15 protein-coding genes, 1 pseudogene and 1 riboswitch are annotated in these 15209 nt (G+C 64.6%); of the genes and pseudogenes, 12 read left to right on the top strand and 4 right to left on the bottom strand.

Annotated elements, in window-relative coordinates; all coding sequences use genetic code 11:
• The 12 genes from Q8Q83_RS18690 to Q8Q83_RS18635 all read left to right on the top strand — a co-directional run.
• Positions 1-205, top strand: a 205-nt coding sequence (locus Q8Q83_RS18690; RefSeq protein WP_371132437.1) for an ATP cone domain-containing protein, incomplete at its 5' end; no start/stop codon positions are given.
• Positions 205-1323: a bifunctional diaminohydroxyphosphoribosylaminopyrimidine deaminase/5-amino-6-(5-phosphoribosylamino)uracil reductase RibD gene (gene ribD, locus Q8Q83_RS18685; RefSeq protein WP_305625633.1), complete on the top strand. Its 1119-nt coding sequence runs from the start codon at positions 205-207 to the stop codon at positions 1321-1323. The genes Q8Q83_RS18690 and ribD, both read left to right, overlap by 1 nt.
• 82 nt (positions 1324-1405) lie before the next feature.
• Positions 1406-1569: riboswitch (FMN riboswitch) on the top strand.
• A 159-nt stretch (positions 1570-1728) separates the two neighbouring features.
• Entirely contained in the window at positions 1729-2391 is a 663-nt protein-coding gene (locus Q8Q83_RS18680; RefSeq protein ID WP_305625632.1) for a riboflavin synthase, read from the top strand.
• 12 nt (positions 2392-2403) lie between these two features.
• A complete protein-coding gene (gene ribBA / locus Q8Q83_RS18675) occupies positions 2404-3498 on the top strand; it encodes a bifunctional 3,4-dihydroxy-2-butanone-4-phosphate synthase/GTP cyclohydrolase II (RefSeq protein ID WP_305625631.1) in 1095 nt (364 codons plus the stop codon).
• A 52-nt stretch (positions 3499-3550) separates the two neighbouring features.
• A complete protein-coding gene (gene ribE / locus Q8Q83_RS18670) occupies positions 3551-4027 on the top strand; it encodes a 6,7-dimethyl-8-ribityllumazine synthase (RefSeq protein WP_305625630.1) in 477 nt (158 codons plus the stop codon).
• Positions 4024-4509 carry a transcription antitermination factor NusB gene (gene nusB / locus Q8Q83_RS18665; RefSeq protein WP_305625629.1) on the top strand — a complete coding sequence of 162 codons (486 nt, stop codon included), beginning with the start codon at positions 4024-4026 and terminating at the stop codon, positions 4507-4509. The genes ribE and nusB overlap by 4 nt, the downstream gene beginning before the upstream one ends.
• Positions 4510-4716: 207 nt before the next feature.
• Positions 4717-5685 carry a thiamine-phosphate kinase gene (thiL, locus tag Q8Q83_RS18660; protein ID WP_305625628.1) on the top strand — a complete coding sequence of 323 codons (969 nt, stop codon included), beginning with the start codon at positions 4717-4719 and terminating at the stop codon, positions 5683-5685.
• Positions 5678-6208, top strand: a complete 531-nt coding sequence (locus Q8Q83_RS18655) for a phosphatidylglycerophosphatase A (protein ID WP_305625627.1) — start codon at positions 5678-5680, stop codon at positions 6206-6208. The genes thiL and Q8Q83_RS18655 overlap by 8 nt, the downstream gene beginning before the upstream one ends.
• Before the next feature lie 17 nt (positions 6209-6225).
• Entirely contained in the window at positions 6226-6954 is a 729-nt protein-coding gene (locus tag Q8Q83_RS18650; protein WP_305625626.1) for an ABC transporter substrate-binding protein, read from the top strand.
• Positions 6955-6971: 17 nt separating this feature from the next.
• Complete coding sequence (locus Q8Q83_RS18645) at positions 6972-7619, top strand: TIGR02281 family clan AA aspartic protease (RefSeq protein WP_305625625.1); 648 nt, start codon at positions 6972-6974, stop codon at positions 7617-7619.
• Between the two features lie 217 nt (positions 7620-7836).
• A complete protein-coding gene (ribA, locus tag Q8Q83_RS18640) occupies positions 7837-8457 on the top strand; it encodes a GTP cyclohydrolase II (protein WP_305625624.1) in 621 nt (206 codons plus the stop codon).
• Positions 8454-8870: an MFS transporter gene (locus Q8Q83_RS18635; protein WP_305625623.1), complete on the top strand. Its 417-nt coding sequence runs from the start codon at positions 8454-8456 to the stop codon at positions 8868-8870. Before ribA ends, Q8Q83_RS18635 begins: the two co-directional genes overlap by 4 nt.
• A gap of 265 nt (positions 8871-9135) precedes the next feature.
• Here the strand turns inward: Q8Q83_RS18635 and dxs are convergent, their stop codons facing one another.
• From dxs to Q8Q83_RS18615, 4 genes and pseudogenes are all read right to left on the bottom strand, one after another.
• Positions 9136-11043, bottom strand: a complete 1908-nt coding sequence (dxs, locus tag Q8Q83_RS18630) for a 1-deoxy-D-xylulose-5-phosphate synthase (protein WP_305625622.1) — start codon at positions 11041-11043, stop codon at positions 9136-9138.
• A gap of 124 nt (positions 11044-11167) precedes the next feature.
• On the bottom strand, positions 11168-14446 hold the full coding sequence (locus Q8Q83_RS18625; protein ID WP_305625621.1) for a carboxyl transferase domain-containing protein: 3279 nt from the start codon (positions 14444-14446) through the stop codon (positions 11168-11170).
• A 36-nt stretch (positions 14447-14482) separates the two neighbouring features.
• Positions 14483-14908: a globin domain-containing protein gene (locus Q8Q83_RS18620; protein ID WP_305625620.1), complete on the bottom strand. Its 426-nt coding sequence runs from the start codon at positions 14906-14908 to the stop codon at positions 14483-14485.
• 59 nt (positions 14909-14967) lie between these two features.
• A pseudogene (locus Q8Q83_RS18615) lies at positions 14968-15132 on the bottom strand (biotin carboxylase N-terminal domain-containing protein); the annotation flags it as partial.
• Between the last annotated feature and the right edge of the window lie 77 nt (positions 15133-15209).

The following is a 15209-nucleotide window of genomic DNA, read 5'->3' as shown; positions in this document are numbered from 1 at the left end:
CATCGCCCATATCAAGCACAAGCTGCGCGCCACCGGCGAGCGCGAGATCAAGTCGCTGGTGCTGGGCGAGCTGGTCATGGGCGAGCTGCAGAAGCTCGATGAAGTGGCCTATATCCGCTTCGCTTCGGTGTACAAGCGCTTTCAGGACCTCAACGAATTCCGCGAGGAAATCGACCGCCTGTCCCGCGAACCTGTCCAAGGCTGATGATGACCTCCGATCACGCCTGTATGGCCCGCGCCCTGGAGCTGGCCCGCAAAGGCCTGTATTCCACCCATCCGAATCCGCGGGTTGGCTGCGTGATAGTGCGCGCTGGGCAGATTGTCGGCGAAGGTTGGCATGCCCGCGCCGGCGAGCCCCATGCCGAAGTGCATGCGCTGCGCCAGGCCGGCGACAAGGCCCGCGGCGCTATCGCCTACGTCACCCTGGAACCCTGCAGCCACCACGGCCGCACGCCGCCCTGCGCCGATGCGCTGATCGCAGCCGGCATAGTGCGGGTGGTCGCGGCCATGCAGGACCCCAATCCCCAAGTCAGCGGCAATGGCCTGCTACGCCTGATGCATGCCGGTGTCGCGGTGCATAGCGGCGTGCTGGAGGCCGAGGCGCGGGCGCTCAACGCCGGTTTTATCAAGCGGATGGAGCAGGGCCTGCCGTTCGTCCGGGTCAAGCTGGCGATGAGTCTGGACGGCCGCACCGCCATGGCCAGCGGCGAAAGCCAGTGGATCACCGGGCCGGCCGCGCGCGCCGCGGTGCAGCGTTTGCGCGCCCGCGCTAGCGTGGTATTGACCGGTGCCGACACGGTGCTGGCCGATGACGCGCGGCTGACCGTGCGCCCCGAAGAACTGGGCCTGGGCGCCGAGCTGACCGCCCTGGCCGTGACCCGGCCGCCGCTGCGGGTATTGGTCGATGGGCGTTTGCGCGTGCCGCTGACGGTACCGTTCTTTCAGGCCGGCCCGGCCATGGTGGCGACCTGCGCGGCGGCCTCTGCCCGCGACCGCTACCTGGACGATGGCCACGAGCTGTTGGCCGTGCCCGGCAGCAGCGGCCATGTCGATCTGCGCAAACTGCTGATTGAGCTGGCGGCGCGGGGCGCCAACGAAGTGCTGGTCGAGGCCGGCCCGCGCCTGGCTGGCGCCTTTACCCGCCTGGGCTTGGTCGACGAGTACCAGTTATTCGTCGCGCCCAAACTGCTCGGTTCCAATGCGCGGCCCTTGCTCGATCTGCCGTTGGCGCGCATGGCCGAGGCGCCGGCGCTGAAAATCGTCGAAATGCGCGCGATCGGCGATGACTGGCGGATTATCGCGGTGCCACAGCCGGTTGCATAATCGAGGATTATTCATGCGCTCGCTTGGTCATGCAGGGCGGCGGCAATTGTGGTAAAACGCGTCTCGGCCATCTCGGTGGTCGTAACGTTCTCAGGGCGGGGTGAGATTCCCCACCGGCGGTAATGGTGTGCAAAGCATCTAGCCCGCGAGCGCTTGTGCTGGTTATGTGAATAGCCAAGGCAAGGTCAGCAGACTCGGTGTGATTCCGGGGCCGACGGTTAGAGTCCGGATAAAGAGAGAGCGGGATTCCCTCCAAGGGCGCGGCTGGTCTGCGCCTGTGAAATCCCTATCGATCCCAAACGCCCTGTTTGTCTGCAAACAGGAGTGCGTAGTGATGTCTTATGCTTTTCTTTCCGCCAGCGGGGCTTGTGCTCCGGGCGGCAAGTCGCGATTAGGGGAGGCCTGATGTTTACCGGAATTATCGAAGCCATTGGCAGCATCCGTGCGCTGACCCCCAAGGGCGGCGATGTGCGGGTCTATGTGGAAACTGGCAAGCTGGATCTCGCCGACGTCAAACTCGGCGACAGCATCGCGGTGAACGGCGTGTGCCTGACCGCCGTGGAGTTGCCGGGCGACGGCTTCTGGGCCGACGTCAGCCGCGAGACCCTGGCGCGCACCGCCTTTATCGACCTCAAGGCCGGTAGCCAGGTCAATCTGGAGAAGGCCCTGACGCCGACCAGTCGCCTCGGCGGCCATCTGGTCAGCGGCCATGTGGACGGCGTCGGTGAAATCATCGCCCGCGCCGATAACGCCCGCGCCGTGCAGTTCCGCATCCGCGCGCCGCGCGAGCTGGCCAAATATATCGCCCACAAGGGCTCGATCACAGTCGATGGCACCAGCCTGACCGTCAATGCGGTCAACGGCGCCGAGTTCGAATTGACCATAGTGCCGCACACCCTGGCCGAGACCATCATGCTCGACTATCGCCCGGGAAGGCCGGTCAACCTCGAGGTGGACCTGCTGGCGCGTTACCTGGAGCGCCTGCTGCTCGGTGACAAAGCCGCCGAACCGAAAGCCTCGGGCATGACGGAAAGTTTTCTCGCCGAACACGGCTACCTGAACAAATAAGGAATCGCCAGCATGGCTCTGAATAGCGTCGAAGAACTGATCGAAGACATCCGCGCCGGCAAGATGGTCATCCTGATGGATGACGAGGACCGCGAGAACGAAGGCGACCTGATCATCGCTTCCGAGTGCGTGACCGCCGAACATATCAACTTTATGGCGCGTTTCGCCCGCGGCCTGATTTGCATGCCGATGACCCGCGAGCGCTGCGAAACCCTCAAGCTGCCGCTGATGGCGCCGCGCAACGGTTCCGGCTTCGGCACCAAGTTCACCGTCTCCATCGAGGCGGCCGAGGGCGTGACCACCGGCATCTCCGCCGCCGACCGCGCGCGTACCGTGCAGGCGGCCGCGGCCAAGCATGCCAAGGCCGACGATATTGTCAGTCCCGGCCATATCTTCCCGCTGATGGCCCAGCCCGGCGGCGTGCTGGCCCGCGCCGGCCACACCGAAGCGGCCTGCGACCTGGCGCGCATGGGCGGTTTCGAGCCGAGCGGGGTGATCTGCGAGATCATGAACGACGACGGCACCATGTCCCGGCGCCCCGAACTGGAAGAGTTCGCGGCGCTGCACGGCATCAAGATCGGCACCATCGCCGACCTGATCCACTACCGCTTGATCCACGAGCGCACCGTCGAGCGCGTCAGCGAGCAGGTGCTCGACAGCGAGCTGGGCCAGTTCAATCTGGTGACCTACCGCGACTCGGTGGAGAACGACGTGCATATGGCCCTGACCCTGGGCGAGATTTGCGCCGAGGAGCCGACCCTGGTGCGGGTGCACAATATGGACCCGTTGCGCGACCTGTTTATGGTCAAGCAGCCGGGGCGCTGGAGCCTGCGCGCGGCCATGGCCGAAGTGGCCAAGGACGGCAGCGGCGTGGTGCTGCTGCTGGGCAACCCGCTGACCGGCCCGGACCTGCTGGCGCACCTGGAGCGGCAGTTGGGGCACGAGGCGAAAGTGGTCAACCCGACCACCTACAGCACGGTCGGTGCCGGCTCGCAGATACTGCGTGACCTCGGCGTGCGCAAGATGCGCCTGATGAGCTCGCCGATGAAGTTCAATGCAATATCCGGTTTCGACCTGGAAGTTGTAGAATACCTGCCCTCTAAATAATCCCAAGGGTCGCCACTGGCGGCCCGGCTCTTTAATACAGACGAGATTCGCTATGACCCTGAAGACCATCGAAGGTACTTTTATTGCCCCCAAGGGCCGCTTTGCCCTGGTGGTTGGCCGCTTCAACAGCTTCGTGGTCGAAAGCCTGGTAAGCGGCGCCGTTGATGCCCTGGTGCGCCATGGTGTGAGCGAAAGCGACATCTGCATCATCCGCGCCCCGGGTGCCTTCGAGATTCCGCTGGTGGCGCAGAAAGTCGCCCAGCAAGGCATCTACTCGGCGATCATCGCCCTCGGCGCGGTGATCCGTGGTGGTACCCCGCACTTCGAATACGTCGCCGGCGAATGCACCAAGGGCCTGGCCCAGGTGTCCATGGAATTCGGCGTGCCGGTGGCCTTTGGCGTGCTGACCGTGGATTCCATCGAACAAGCCATCGAACGTTCCGGCACCAAGGCCGGCAACAAAGGCGCGGAAGCTGCACTGTCCGCCCTGGAAATGGTCAGCCTGCTGGCGCAGTTGGAGGCCAAGTGAGCCAGAACGACAAGCCGCAAGCGCCGAAAGGCCCCAAGGCACCCAGCGGCAAGACCCTCGCGCGCCGTCAGGCGCGCTCCCTGGCCATGCAGGCGCTGTATTCCTGGCACATGGCCGGGCAGCAGCTGAACGAAATCGAGGCGCAGTTTCGCGTCGATAACGATTTCAGCACGGTGGACGGTGCCTACTTCCACGAGATTCTGCACGGTGTGCCGCGGCAGAAGAGCGAGATCGATGGCGCCTTCGAGCCCCTGCTGGACCGCCCCATAGCGGAAATCGACCCGGTCGAACTGTCGATTCTGCGTCTGTCGACCTACGAGCTGAAGAACCGCATCGATATTCCCTATCGCGTGGTGATCAACGAAGGCATCGAGCTGGCCAAGGTGTTCGGCGCCACCGACGGGCACAAGTTCGTCAACGGCGTGCTGGACAAGCTGGCGCCGCGTCTGCGGGCTGATGAAGTCCGCGCGAACAAGCGTTAAGGTCTTTTTGGATGCTTGATTTACGATCTTGCGAGCTAGAGTCCTGCAAGGCTAAAGCAGGCGAGGAAGCGGAGTGTGCTGTAGCACATGAGCATTTCGAGCCTGCTTTGACTCGCTCCGCTCACCCTTCGGGCCAGCCTTCGGCTGTTACTCCCGTTGGTCGTTACAACGCAGCAGGGCCGACGCGCAGCAGATCGTTGCCATCTCATGGGTGAGTTCGAGCTGATCCGTCATTACTTCGCCGCCGCGTCCTGTGCGCGGGCCGGCGAAGGCGTGGCCCTGGGCATTGGCGACGACTGCGCGTTATTGGAATTGCCGGCTGGCGAGCAGCTGGCCATCTCCACCGACACCTTGGTATCCGGGGTGCATTTCCCCGAATCTCCCGATCCTTTCCTGCTGGCCCAGCGCGCCTTGGCCGTGTCGGTCAGCGACTTGGCGGCCATGGGCGCGACCCCCCTAGGTTTTACCCTGGCCCTGACCTTGCCCAGTGCCGAAGCGGACTGGCTGGAAGCCTTCGCCCGTGGCCTCGATCGGATGGCGCAGCAGTGCGCGATCCGCCTGATCGGCGGCGATACCACCCGCGGCCCGCTGAGCCTGACCCTCACGGTCTTTGGCCGAGTACCCCAGGGGCAGGCGTTGACCCGTGCCGGCGCGCAGGTCGGCGATCTGCTCTGTGTCGGCGGTGAACTGGGTGATGCCTCCGGCGCCTTACCGCTGGTGCTGGGCCAACGCCAGGCCGAGCCGGCAATAGCCGAGCCGCTGCTGGCGCGCTACTGGTCGCCAGTGCCGCAGCTCGAGCTAGGTCTGGCGCTGCGCGGCAAGGCCACGGCGGCGCTGGATATTTCCGATGGGCTGCTGGCCGATTGCGGGCATATCGCCGCCGCATCTGGCGTGGCCCTGCTGATCGAACAGGCGCGGGTGCCCCTGTCGGCGGCGCTGCAGGCCTTTGTCGATACGCCAACGGCCTATGAATGCGCGTTAAGTGGTGGCGATGACTACCGCCTGGCCTTTACCCTGCCGCCCCAATACCTGGCCGACTTGCAGGCCGCAGGCTGGCCGCTGCGGGTGATAGGCCGGGTCGCGGCGGGCCAGGGGGTGTGGCTGCTGGACGCCGATGGCGCGCCAGTCCAGGCGGCGCATAGCGGTTATCAACATTTCGAGGCTTCCAGTGACTGATCATTCTGCTCCAGTCGGCGTGCGCCGTACGCCTGCCTCCGTATGGCGCAATCCCTGGCACTTTCTGGCCTTCGGTTTAGGCTCGGGGGCCATGCCCAAGGCGCCGGGTACCTGGGGCACCCTGGTTGGCCTGGCCTTTGTGCCGCTGCTGCAGTTGCTGCCGCACTGGGGCTACGGGGCGGTGCTGGTGCTGGGCAGCCTGTTCGGTATCTGGCTGTGCGACAAGGTGGCCCATGACCTGCGCGTGCATGATCACCCAGGCATAGTCTGGGATGAGTTCGTCGGCATCTGGATCACCCTGTGGCTGGCCCCCGTCGGGTGGGGCTGGTTACTGCTAGGCTTTTTAGTGTTCCGTCTGTTCGACATTCTCAAGCCGTGGCCGATCAGTTGGATCGATCGCCATGTGCAGGGCGGGGTCGGTATCATGCTGGACGATCTGTTGGCCGGCGTGTTCGCCTGGATGGTTGTGCAGGCTTGCGTCTGGGCTTGGGCCAATGGACTGGCGACAGCATTGCTTGGGTGATAGCTAAGAGGTCGTATATGGGCCGCTGCTGTTCGCTGTTGTTGTCTGCACTACTGGTCTGCTGCGGCGTGCAGGCCGATAGCGCGGTGCCGGAACATATCCGTATCGCCAGCGATGTGTGGGAGGGGCATACCCATGCCGATGGCACCGGCCTGGCCTGGGATATCTTGCGTTTGGTGTTCGAGCCCGCCGGGGTCAAGCTGCAGATCCAGAGCGTGCCCTATACCCGTTCCATCGGCCTGGTACAGCGTGGCGAGGCGGATGCCTGGGTGGGTTCCTACCTCAATGAGGTCGATAAAGGGGTGTTTTACCCGCGCCGGCCTTACGATACCGACCAGATCGCCGCCCTCGGCCTGGTGGACAAGCCGCCACCTAGCCTGGCCACGCTCGGCGAGTTTCGTCTGGTGTGGATGCGCGGTTATGAGTACCAGCGTTATCTGCCCAATTTGCGGCAGTACCGCGAAGTGCTTCGCCGTAGCGGTATCCTGGGCATGCTCGACCAAGGGCATGCCGACTTTTATATCGATGCCATCACCGAAATCGAGGATGTGCTGAGCACGGCGAAGGAGCCGGGCCGTTACCGCGCCACCGCGCTCACCTCGCTGCCGATTTATCTGGGTTTTGCCGATAATCCACGGGGCAGGGCACTGGCTGGGTTATACGACCAGCGCATGGATGTTTTACTGGAGCAGGGCAGTTTGCGCGCGATCTTCAAACGCTGGCAGCAGCCTTATCCCTTCGAATAATCGCGACGAGAAAGCCTATGCAGGGTTTTAAACTGATTAGCTTGAGCCTGGCGCTGTTGTCCGCCAGCTGGGCCTGGGCGGCGCCCCAGGTGCAGGTGGTTGGCCTGTTCCCGGGGGCGGCGGTGCTGAATGTGGATGGCCAGCGCAAGTTGGTCAAGGTCGGTCAGACCGGCCCGGGCGGCGTGCAGGTGGTCAGCGCCGACAGTCGTGGCGCGGTACTGCGGGTCGATGGCGTGGAGCGCAGCTACAGCCTCAGTCGTGAATACAGCGAAGGCTTTAGCGCACCGCAGAAGAAGCAATTCAGCGTGGCCAAGGGGGTTGGCGGGCATTACTGGATCGCCGGTTCGGTGGACGGCCATCCCGTGCAGTTTCTGGTGGACACCGGGGCGACCTCGGTGGCCCTGAATGAGGGCCATGCGCGCAGCCTGGGCATCGACTACCGGGCGACCGGACGGCCGCTGCAAGTCAGCACCGCCAGCGGCACGGCGCGCGGCTGGCAAGTCACGCTCGGCCGGGTCAAGGTCGGCGAGCTGGAAGTGGTAGGCGTCGAAGCCGTGGTGCTGGAAGGCGGCTCCCCCACCGAGGCCTTGCTCGGCATGAGCTTTCTCAGTCGGGTCGGCTGGCGTGTGGAGCAGGATTTGCTGGTGCTGGAGGCGAAGTACTAACAATAGCGGTAAGCCTCAAGCCTCAAGCCTCAAGCCTCAAGCTATAAGCGCTCAATCGCAAGCCCGGGCGCATGCTCCTTGCTTGCAGCTTGCAGCTTGCAGCTTGCAGCTTGTCCGATCCTTATCATCGGTAATTCAGGCTGACCCGCTGGCGAGGCCTGCTGTTACAATGCCGACCTGATTATTTTCTGCCCATCTCTCTTTTTAGGAGCATCCGGTGTCCGTCGTGTTTGTCGCCGCCTCCCAGCTGCCTACGCCCTTTGGCGTGTTCACCATGCATGGCTTCCTCGAGCAGGGTAGCGGCAAGGAACATGTTGCGTTGACCTTCGGTGATGTGGCCGATGGCGCCCCCGTGCTGGGCCGTTTGCATTCCGAATGCCTGACCGGCGACGCCCTGTTCAGCCTGCGTTGCGATTGTGGCTTCCAGCTCGAAGCGGCGTTGCGTGCGATTGCCGCCGAAGGCCGCGGCGTGCTGCTGTATCTGCGTCAGGAAGGCCGTGGCATTGGCCTGCTGAACAAGATCCGCGCCTACGAGTTGCAGGATGGCGGCGCCGATACCGTGGAAGCCAACGAGCGTCTGGGCTTCGGCGCCGACCAGCGCGACTACGCGATCTGCCTGCCGATGCTCGAGCACCTGGGCATCAAGGAACTCAAGCTGATGACCAACAACCCGCGCAAGGTCAAGGCCCTGGGTGATATGGGCATCCATGTGGCGACCCGCGTGCCGCTACAGATCGATCACAACCCGCACAACAAGAAGTACCTGGCGACCAAGGCCGGCAAGCTCGGGCATATGCTCGGCAGCCTGCACCAGGCAGAGGTCGAGGAAAGTCTGTGACCCGCAGCGAAGTGCGCCGGCGCCTGGAGTTGGCCTGGTGGCGGCAACTGGGGCTGACCCTGGCGCCGCTGTTTGTGCTTAATCTGCTGTTCGGTGCGGACCAGCCCACCGGCATGCTGAGCATGCCGCTGTTTATCGCCGGCCTGGCCTCGATGTTCGTCAGCCTGCCGCTGTTCAGCGCCTACAAGCGCGCCTTGATCGCCACCGAGCGTGCCCTGAATAGCCCCGCGGAACATGATGCCTGGCTCGAACTGGCGCGCACTCGGCGCATCGCCTTTCTCGGCGCCGGCTTGCCCGCCTGGATTGCCGCCTTTGCGGTGTTCGCCGGCCTGGAAGCCATTCCCCTGATCCTCCTGGCGCTGTCCAGCGTCGTCCTGCTGTACCTCTACCGTATTCCCCGCCAGCTCAGCTAACAGGCTGTTGAAGAACTACCTGCGTTGCCTTTCTTGGTAAAAGATAGGGCGTTTAAAACGGTATCGACCGCCTCGTCGACGTTCCTCAGCGGTCTGTTGATGCACCAGATCGTAGGTTGGGCTGAGCTGTGCGAAGCCCAACAAGGTGTCAGTCGGTAAGGAGGGGGCGTCCGAACCATCGCCGTTGGGCTTCGTTGCTGCGCGCCTCAGCCCAACCTAGGTGGCCACCCGACAAAGGTTCAACACCTATCTGGATAAACGGCGCTTATCTGCCCATCTGGTTGAGGCGGGCGCGCACCGCGGCTTCGATGCCGGCCTCGTCCAAGCCGCATTCGGCGAGCATCTGCGCCGGTTTGGCGTGTTCGACGTAGTAGTCGGGCAGGCCCAGGTGCAGCGTCGGCTGGAGGATATTCTCGCGGGCGAGGAATTCGCTGACCGCGCTGCCGGCGCCGCCCATGATGCTGTTCTCTTCGATGGTCACCAGCAGCTCGTGGCTGGCCGCCAGCAGGCGCACCAGGGCTTCGTCCAGGGGTTTGACAAAGCGCATATCCACTACCGTCGCACCGAGTGTTTCACCAACCTTGAGGGCTTCGGCCAGTTGCACGCCGAATACCAGCAGGGCGACCTTCTGGCCCTGGCGGCGGATCAGGCCTTTGCCGATTTCCAGCGGCGCGAGGCCCGGCTCGATCGGCGCATTGGGGCCGCTGCCGCGGGGGTAGCGCACCGCCGCCGGGCCATCGAACAGGTGGCCGGTGGTCAGCATGCGGCGCAGTTCGTTCTCGTCGCTGGGGGTCATCACCAGCATGCCGGGGATGCAGCGCAGGTAGGCGAGGTCGAAGCTGCCGGCGTGGGTCGGGCCGTCTTCGCCGACCAGGCCGGCGCGGTCGATGGCGAACAGCACATCGAGGTGCTGCACGGCCACGTCGTGAATCAGCTGGTCGTAGGCGCGCTGCAGGAAGGTGGAGTAGATCGCCACCACCGGCTTGGCGCCGTCGCAGGCCATGCCGGCGGCCAGGGTCACCGCGTGCTGCTCGGCGATGGCCACATCGAAGTAACGCTGCGGGTAGCGCTCGCTAAAGGCCACCAGGTCCGAGCCTTCCTTCATCGCCGGGGTAATGCCGACCAAACGCCCATCCTGTTCGGCCATATCGCATAGCCACTGGCCAAATACGCTGGAATATTTAGGGCCGGAGGCCCGCTTCTGGATAGAGAGCGGGGCTGCTGGCGCGTTGATCGGCTCCAGTTTGGTGATGGCGTGGTAGCCGATCGGGTCGGCTTCGGCCGGGGCGAAGCCCTTGCCCTTCTTGGTCACCACATGGAGGAACTGCGGGCCTTCCAGGTCGCGCATATTGCGCAGGGTGGCGAGCAGGGTCGGCAGGTCGTGGCCGTCGATGGGGCCGATATAGTTCCAACCCAGTTCCTCGAACAGTGTGCCGGGGACCAGCATGCCCTTGGCGTGCTCCTCGGTCTTGCGCGCGATCTCCCAGGCACCGGGCAGGCGCGAGAGGATCTTCTTGCTGCCCTCGCGCATGCTGGCGTAGGTGCGGCTGGAGAGGATCTTGGCCAGGTAATTGGACAGGCCGCCGACATTCTTGGAGATCGACATGTCGTTGTCGTTGAGTATCACCAGCATATTGGCGTTGACGTCGCTGGCGTGGTTGAGCGCCTCGAAGGCCATGCCGGCGGTCAGCGCGCCGTCGCCTATCACCGCCACGGCCTTGCGTTTGCTGCCCTGGATGCGCGCCGCTATGGCCATGCCCAGGGCCGCGCTGATGCTGGTGCTGGAGTGGCCGACGCCAAAGGTGTCGTACTCGCTTTCCGAGCGGCGCGGGAAGGCGGCGATGCCGTCCTTCTGGCGCAGGCTGGCCATCTGTTCGCGGCGCCCGGTGAGAATCTTGTGCGGATAGGCCTGGTGGCCGACATCCCACACCAGGCGGTCGTCCGGGGTATCGAAGACGTAATGCAGGGCCAGGGTCAACTCGATCACGCCCAGGCCCGCGCCGAAATGCCCGCCAGTCTGCCCGACCGTATACAACAGGTACTGACGCAGCTCGTCGGCCAATGTTTCCAGCTCGGCCTCGCCCAGACGGCGTAGCTCGTCCGGCGTGTTGGCGCGGTCTAAAAGGGGCGTCAGCGGGCGCTCACGGGGAATCGCGTGGAAGGTCGTCGGCATCAGGCAGATCGTTATAGGTGCAAAAGATGCGGCAGTTTACCTGAAAGTAGCCATAAGCTTTAAGCAACAAGCTGCAAGCAGGGCGCTTTGACTTGCAGCCTGAGGCTTGCCGCTTGCGGCTGGGTTACCAGCTATCGACGCTGCGCTTCTTGCCCGTGCGCGCCGCTGGCTGTGGTACCGCATTAAGCCCGCGCAGCAGCCAGGCGCGGGTCTCCAGCGGGTCGATCACCGCGTCTATCTCGAGAAAACTGGCCATATTGATGCCCTTGCCGTTCTGGTAGGCCTTGGCCACCAGCTTGTCGAACAGCTGCTGGCGTTCGCCGGGATCTTCCACGGCCGCCAGTTCCTTGGCAAAGCCCAGGCGCACCGCGCCTTCCAGGCCCATGGCACCGAATTCGGCGCTGGGCCAGGCGATGGTGAACAGCGGCGAATGGAAACTGCCGGCGGCCATGGCCTGGGCGCCGAGGCCGTAGCCCTTGCGCAGCACCACTGTGAAGAACGGCACCGTCAGGCTGGCGGCGGCGAGGAACATGCGCGATACGTGACGCACCGTGGCCTGCTGCTCCGCCTGCGGGCCGACCATAAAGCCGGGGGTGTCGCACAGCGACAGCAACGGGATATCGAAGGCGTCGCACAGCTGCATAAAGCGCGCGGCCTTGTCGCCGGCCACGGCATCGATGGCGCCGCCCAGGTGCGCGGGGTTATTGGCCAGCAGGCCGAAGGGCTTGCCTTCGATGCGGATAAAGGCAGTGATCAGCCCGGGGGCGAACTGGCGACGCAGTTCCAGCACCGAGCCGCTGTCGGCCAGGGTGTCGATCACCTGGCGGATGTCATACACGCGCAGGCGGTTTTCCGGGATCAGGTGGCGCAACTGGCGTTGATCGGCGCATTGCCAATCGTTGAGTGGGCCCTGGAAATAGCTCAGATACTGCTTGGCCACCCGCACCGCCTCGGCTTCATCGGCCACCAGCACGTCGATCACCCCATTCGGCCCCTGCACACTGACGGGGCCGACTTCCTCGGGCTTGAAGCTACCCAGGCCGCCGCCTTCGATCATCGCCGGGCCGGCCATACCTATGCTGGCGTTTTGCGTGGCGATAATCACATCGCAGCAGCCGAGCAGGGCGGCATTGCCGGCGAAGCAGCGCCCGGAGACTATCCCAACTGTAGGGACGAGTCCGGACAACCGAGCCATAGCGACAAAGGTATGGCAGTCCAGTCCGGCCACACCGACGAAATCGGTATCGCCCGGCCGCCCGCCACCCCCTTCGGCGAACAGCACCAGGGGCAGGCGCCACTGCTCGGCCAGGCCGAGCATGCGGTCGGTCTTCTTGTGGTTGATCACCCCCTGGGTGCCGGCGAATACCGTGTAGTCGTAGGCGATGACCATGCAGCGCGCCGCCTGGCTGCCGAAGGTAGCTGCGTTGACCGTGCCGATGCCGGCCACCAGGCCATCGGCCGGGCTCAGTTCGATCAGCTCTTCCAGCGAACGCCGGCGGCGCTGCGCGGCCAGGGCCAGGGCGCCGTATTCGCTGAAACTGCCGTCATCCAGCAGTTCGGCGAGATTCTCCCGCACCGTGCGTTGGCCGGTCTTGCGCCGCTTGGCCACGGCCTGCGGGCGGCGTTCGTCGCGGGTGATGGCGTGGCGTTCGAGCACTTCGGCCAGGTCCGCGCGGATATACGCGAGGTCCAGGCTCTGTTCGCTATGGCTGTGCGTGCCGTCGACTTCGGCCGGCTCGATAAACAGCAGCGGCTGGCCTTTACCGATGGCACTGCCGGGCTGCACCGTCAGGGCGAGGACTATGCCGCTGTGGCTGGCCTTGACCACGAATTCCATCTTCATCGCCTCCAGCACGGCGATGCTCTGGCCGACGGCCACGGCATCGCCCTCGGCCACCTCCAGGCTGACCAGCACGCCGCTGCTGGGGGTATTAAGCGGCAGACAGCCGGGCGGGGCATCGATCGAGGGTTGCGCACTCTGCGCGGTGGCCTGGGCACCGGCAAAAAACCTATGGGGATGGGCCTGCTGCTGGGGAGCCAAGAGTTGCGCCAGCTGGCTTTCGACAAAGCGCGTCGTCAGCTGATAAGTCGCGACCTGCGGCAAGCGCAGCAGGTTCTGCAGCAGGTGCAGGTTGCTCGCCACGCCCTCCAGGCGGAATTCGCACAGGGCGCGGTAGGCGCGGCGCAGGGCGCTGGGGTAGTCCGGGCCGTGGGCGATCAGTTTGGCCAGCAGCGAGTCGTAGCTGGGGCTGACCGGGTAGCCAGCGTAGCCGTAGCCATCCACCCGCAGGCCCGGCCCGCTGGGCGGCTCGTAGGCGGTCAGGGTGCCGACGGCCGGGCGGGTGCTGCCATCGGCGCCCATGCTTTCCAGGTTGATCCGCAGTTGCACGGCGCAGCCATTAAGGGCCGGCGGCGTGAGCAAACCCAGCTCGCTCAGGGAGATGCCGGCGGCCAGCCTGAGTTGGGTCTGCAACAGATCGACACCTGTGACCTGCTCGGTGACCGTGTGTTCGACCTGGATGCGCGGGTTGGCCTCCATAAAGTAGAAGCGCTCGGGCTGCTCGGCATCCAGCAGAAATTCGAAGGTGCCCAGGCCCTGATACTGCGCCGCGCCGGCCAGCTTGAGCGCCGCGGCTATCATGCGCTCGCGAGTAGCCGCAGGCAGGTCCGGGCTGGGGGCGATTTCCACCAGCTTCTGCTGACGCCGTTGCAGGCTGCAGTCGCGTTCCCATAGATGGCTCACCACGCCCGTGCTGTCGCCTAGCACCTGGATTTCGATATGCCGGGCGTGGCGCACCAGTTGTTCGATATACAGCGCGTCATTGCCAAAGGCGGCGCGGGCTTCCGACTGGCAACGGGCAAAGGCTTCGTCCAGCTCAGTGGCGCTGAACACCGGGCGCATACCGCGGCCACCGCCGCCGGCCAGGGCCTTAAGCATGACCGCGCCGCCGTCGCCCAAGCTGCGCAGAAAGCCATGGGCTTCGTCCAGGCTGATCGCGCGGTTGCTGCCTGCCACCAGCGGCACGTCGCAACGCTCGGCCAACTCGCGGGCGGCGGCCTTGTCGCCGAACAGTTCCAGTACCTCAGGCAGCGGGCCGATAAAGCACAGGCCGGCGGCCTGGCAGCGGCGGGCGAATTCGGCGTTTTCGGCGAGAAAGCCATAGCCAGGATGCACCGCCTCGCAGCCTTCGGTCTGGGCGATGGCGATCAGCTGATCCATATCCAGATAGGCCGGCACTCCACGGCCCTTAAGCACCACCGCGCTGTCGGCCTGGCGCAGATGCAGGGAGGCGGCATCGTCCTCGGCGTACACCGCCACCGAGCGAATGCCCAGCTCGGCGGCGGCACGGGCGATACGGATGGCGATCTCGCCACGGTTGGCGATCAGCAGGGCTTGGAACATGGCATGACTCGCTGGCTGAAGGATACTGGGGGCGGGTTACAGCACCGCGGTTTGGAGTTCTCTCTGCAGCCTGATCAAGGTGTTCGCCAACTGCTCATAAGCGCTGCGCCAGGCCTGGATGGCGGCGTCGCACAGGGTTTCTCGATCCAGAACTTGGCGAAAGGCGGTGAACAGTGCGCTGGCCACCATCTCGAAGTGCTCTTCCTGCAGGTCGATCCGGTGATGCACCTGGGCAATCTTCGGCGCGTGCTTGAGGAAGGGCTCAAGGTTGTCGATGCTGGCCGCATAGCTGGCCACGATACTGGCCAGTGGCGGCAATCCGGCCCGCTGCAAGAGGGCATAGGCGGTTGGGTGGTATTGGTTCAGGTTTTGATAAACCAACCGGTTTATTTCCGCTGATTGCCCCTTGATGGCCGCAGCGCTTTGCTTGATCAACTGAATTGCCGCGTTATCGAGAGCCATGCTCATTCCTTGATGCGGGTTGTGTGGGGGAGGCAGCAGCCTTTCTACCGGCGGGGTATCAGCAGGCTGTCGGCCTGGCGCAGGTGCAGGGAGGCGGCATCGTCTTCGGCATACACCGCCACCGAGCGAATACCCAGCTCGGCGGCGGCGCGGGCGATGCGAATGGCGATCTCGCCACGGTTGGCGATCAGCAGGGCGGCGAAGGGCGCGGTCGTAAAGGGCATGGTGGCTCCAGATGTTTTTATTCTGGAGCCATCTTAGGCGCTCTGCGGGCCGGGTAAACCAAGGCCTAGTGGGCGTA

Source organism: Pseudomonas sp. (genome assembly GCF_030696055.1).
GTDB lineage: Bacteria > Pseudomonadota > Gammaproteobacteria > Pseudomonadales > Pseudomonadaceae > Aquipseudomonas.
Note: the sequence above shows the minus strand (reverse complement) of the source record. Positions and strands in the feature narration are given on the sequence as shown.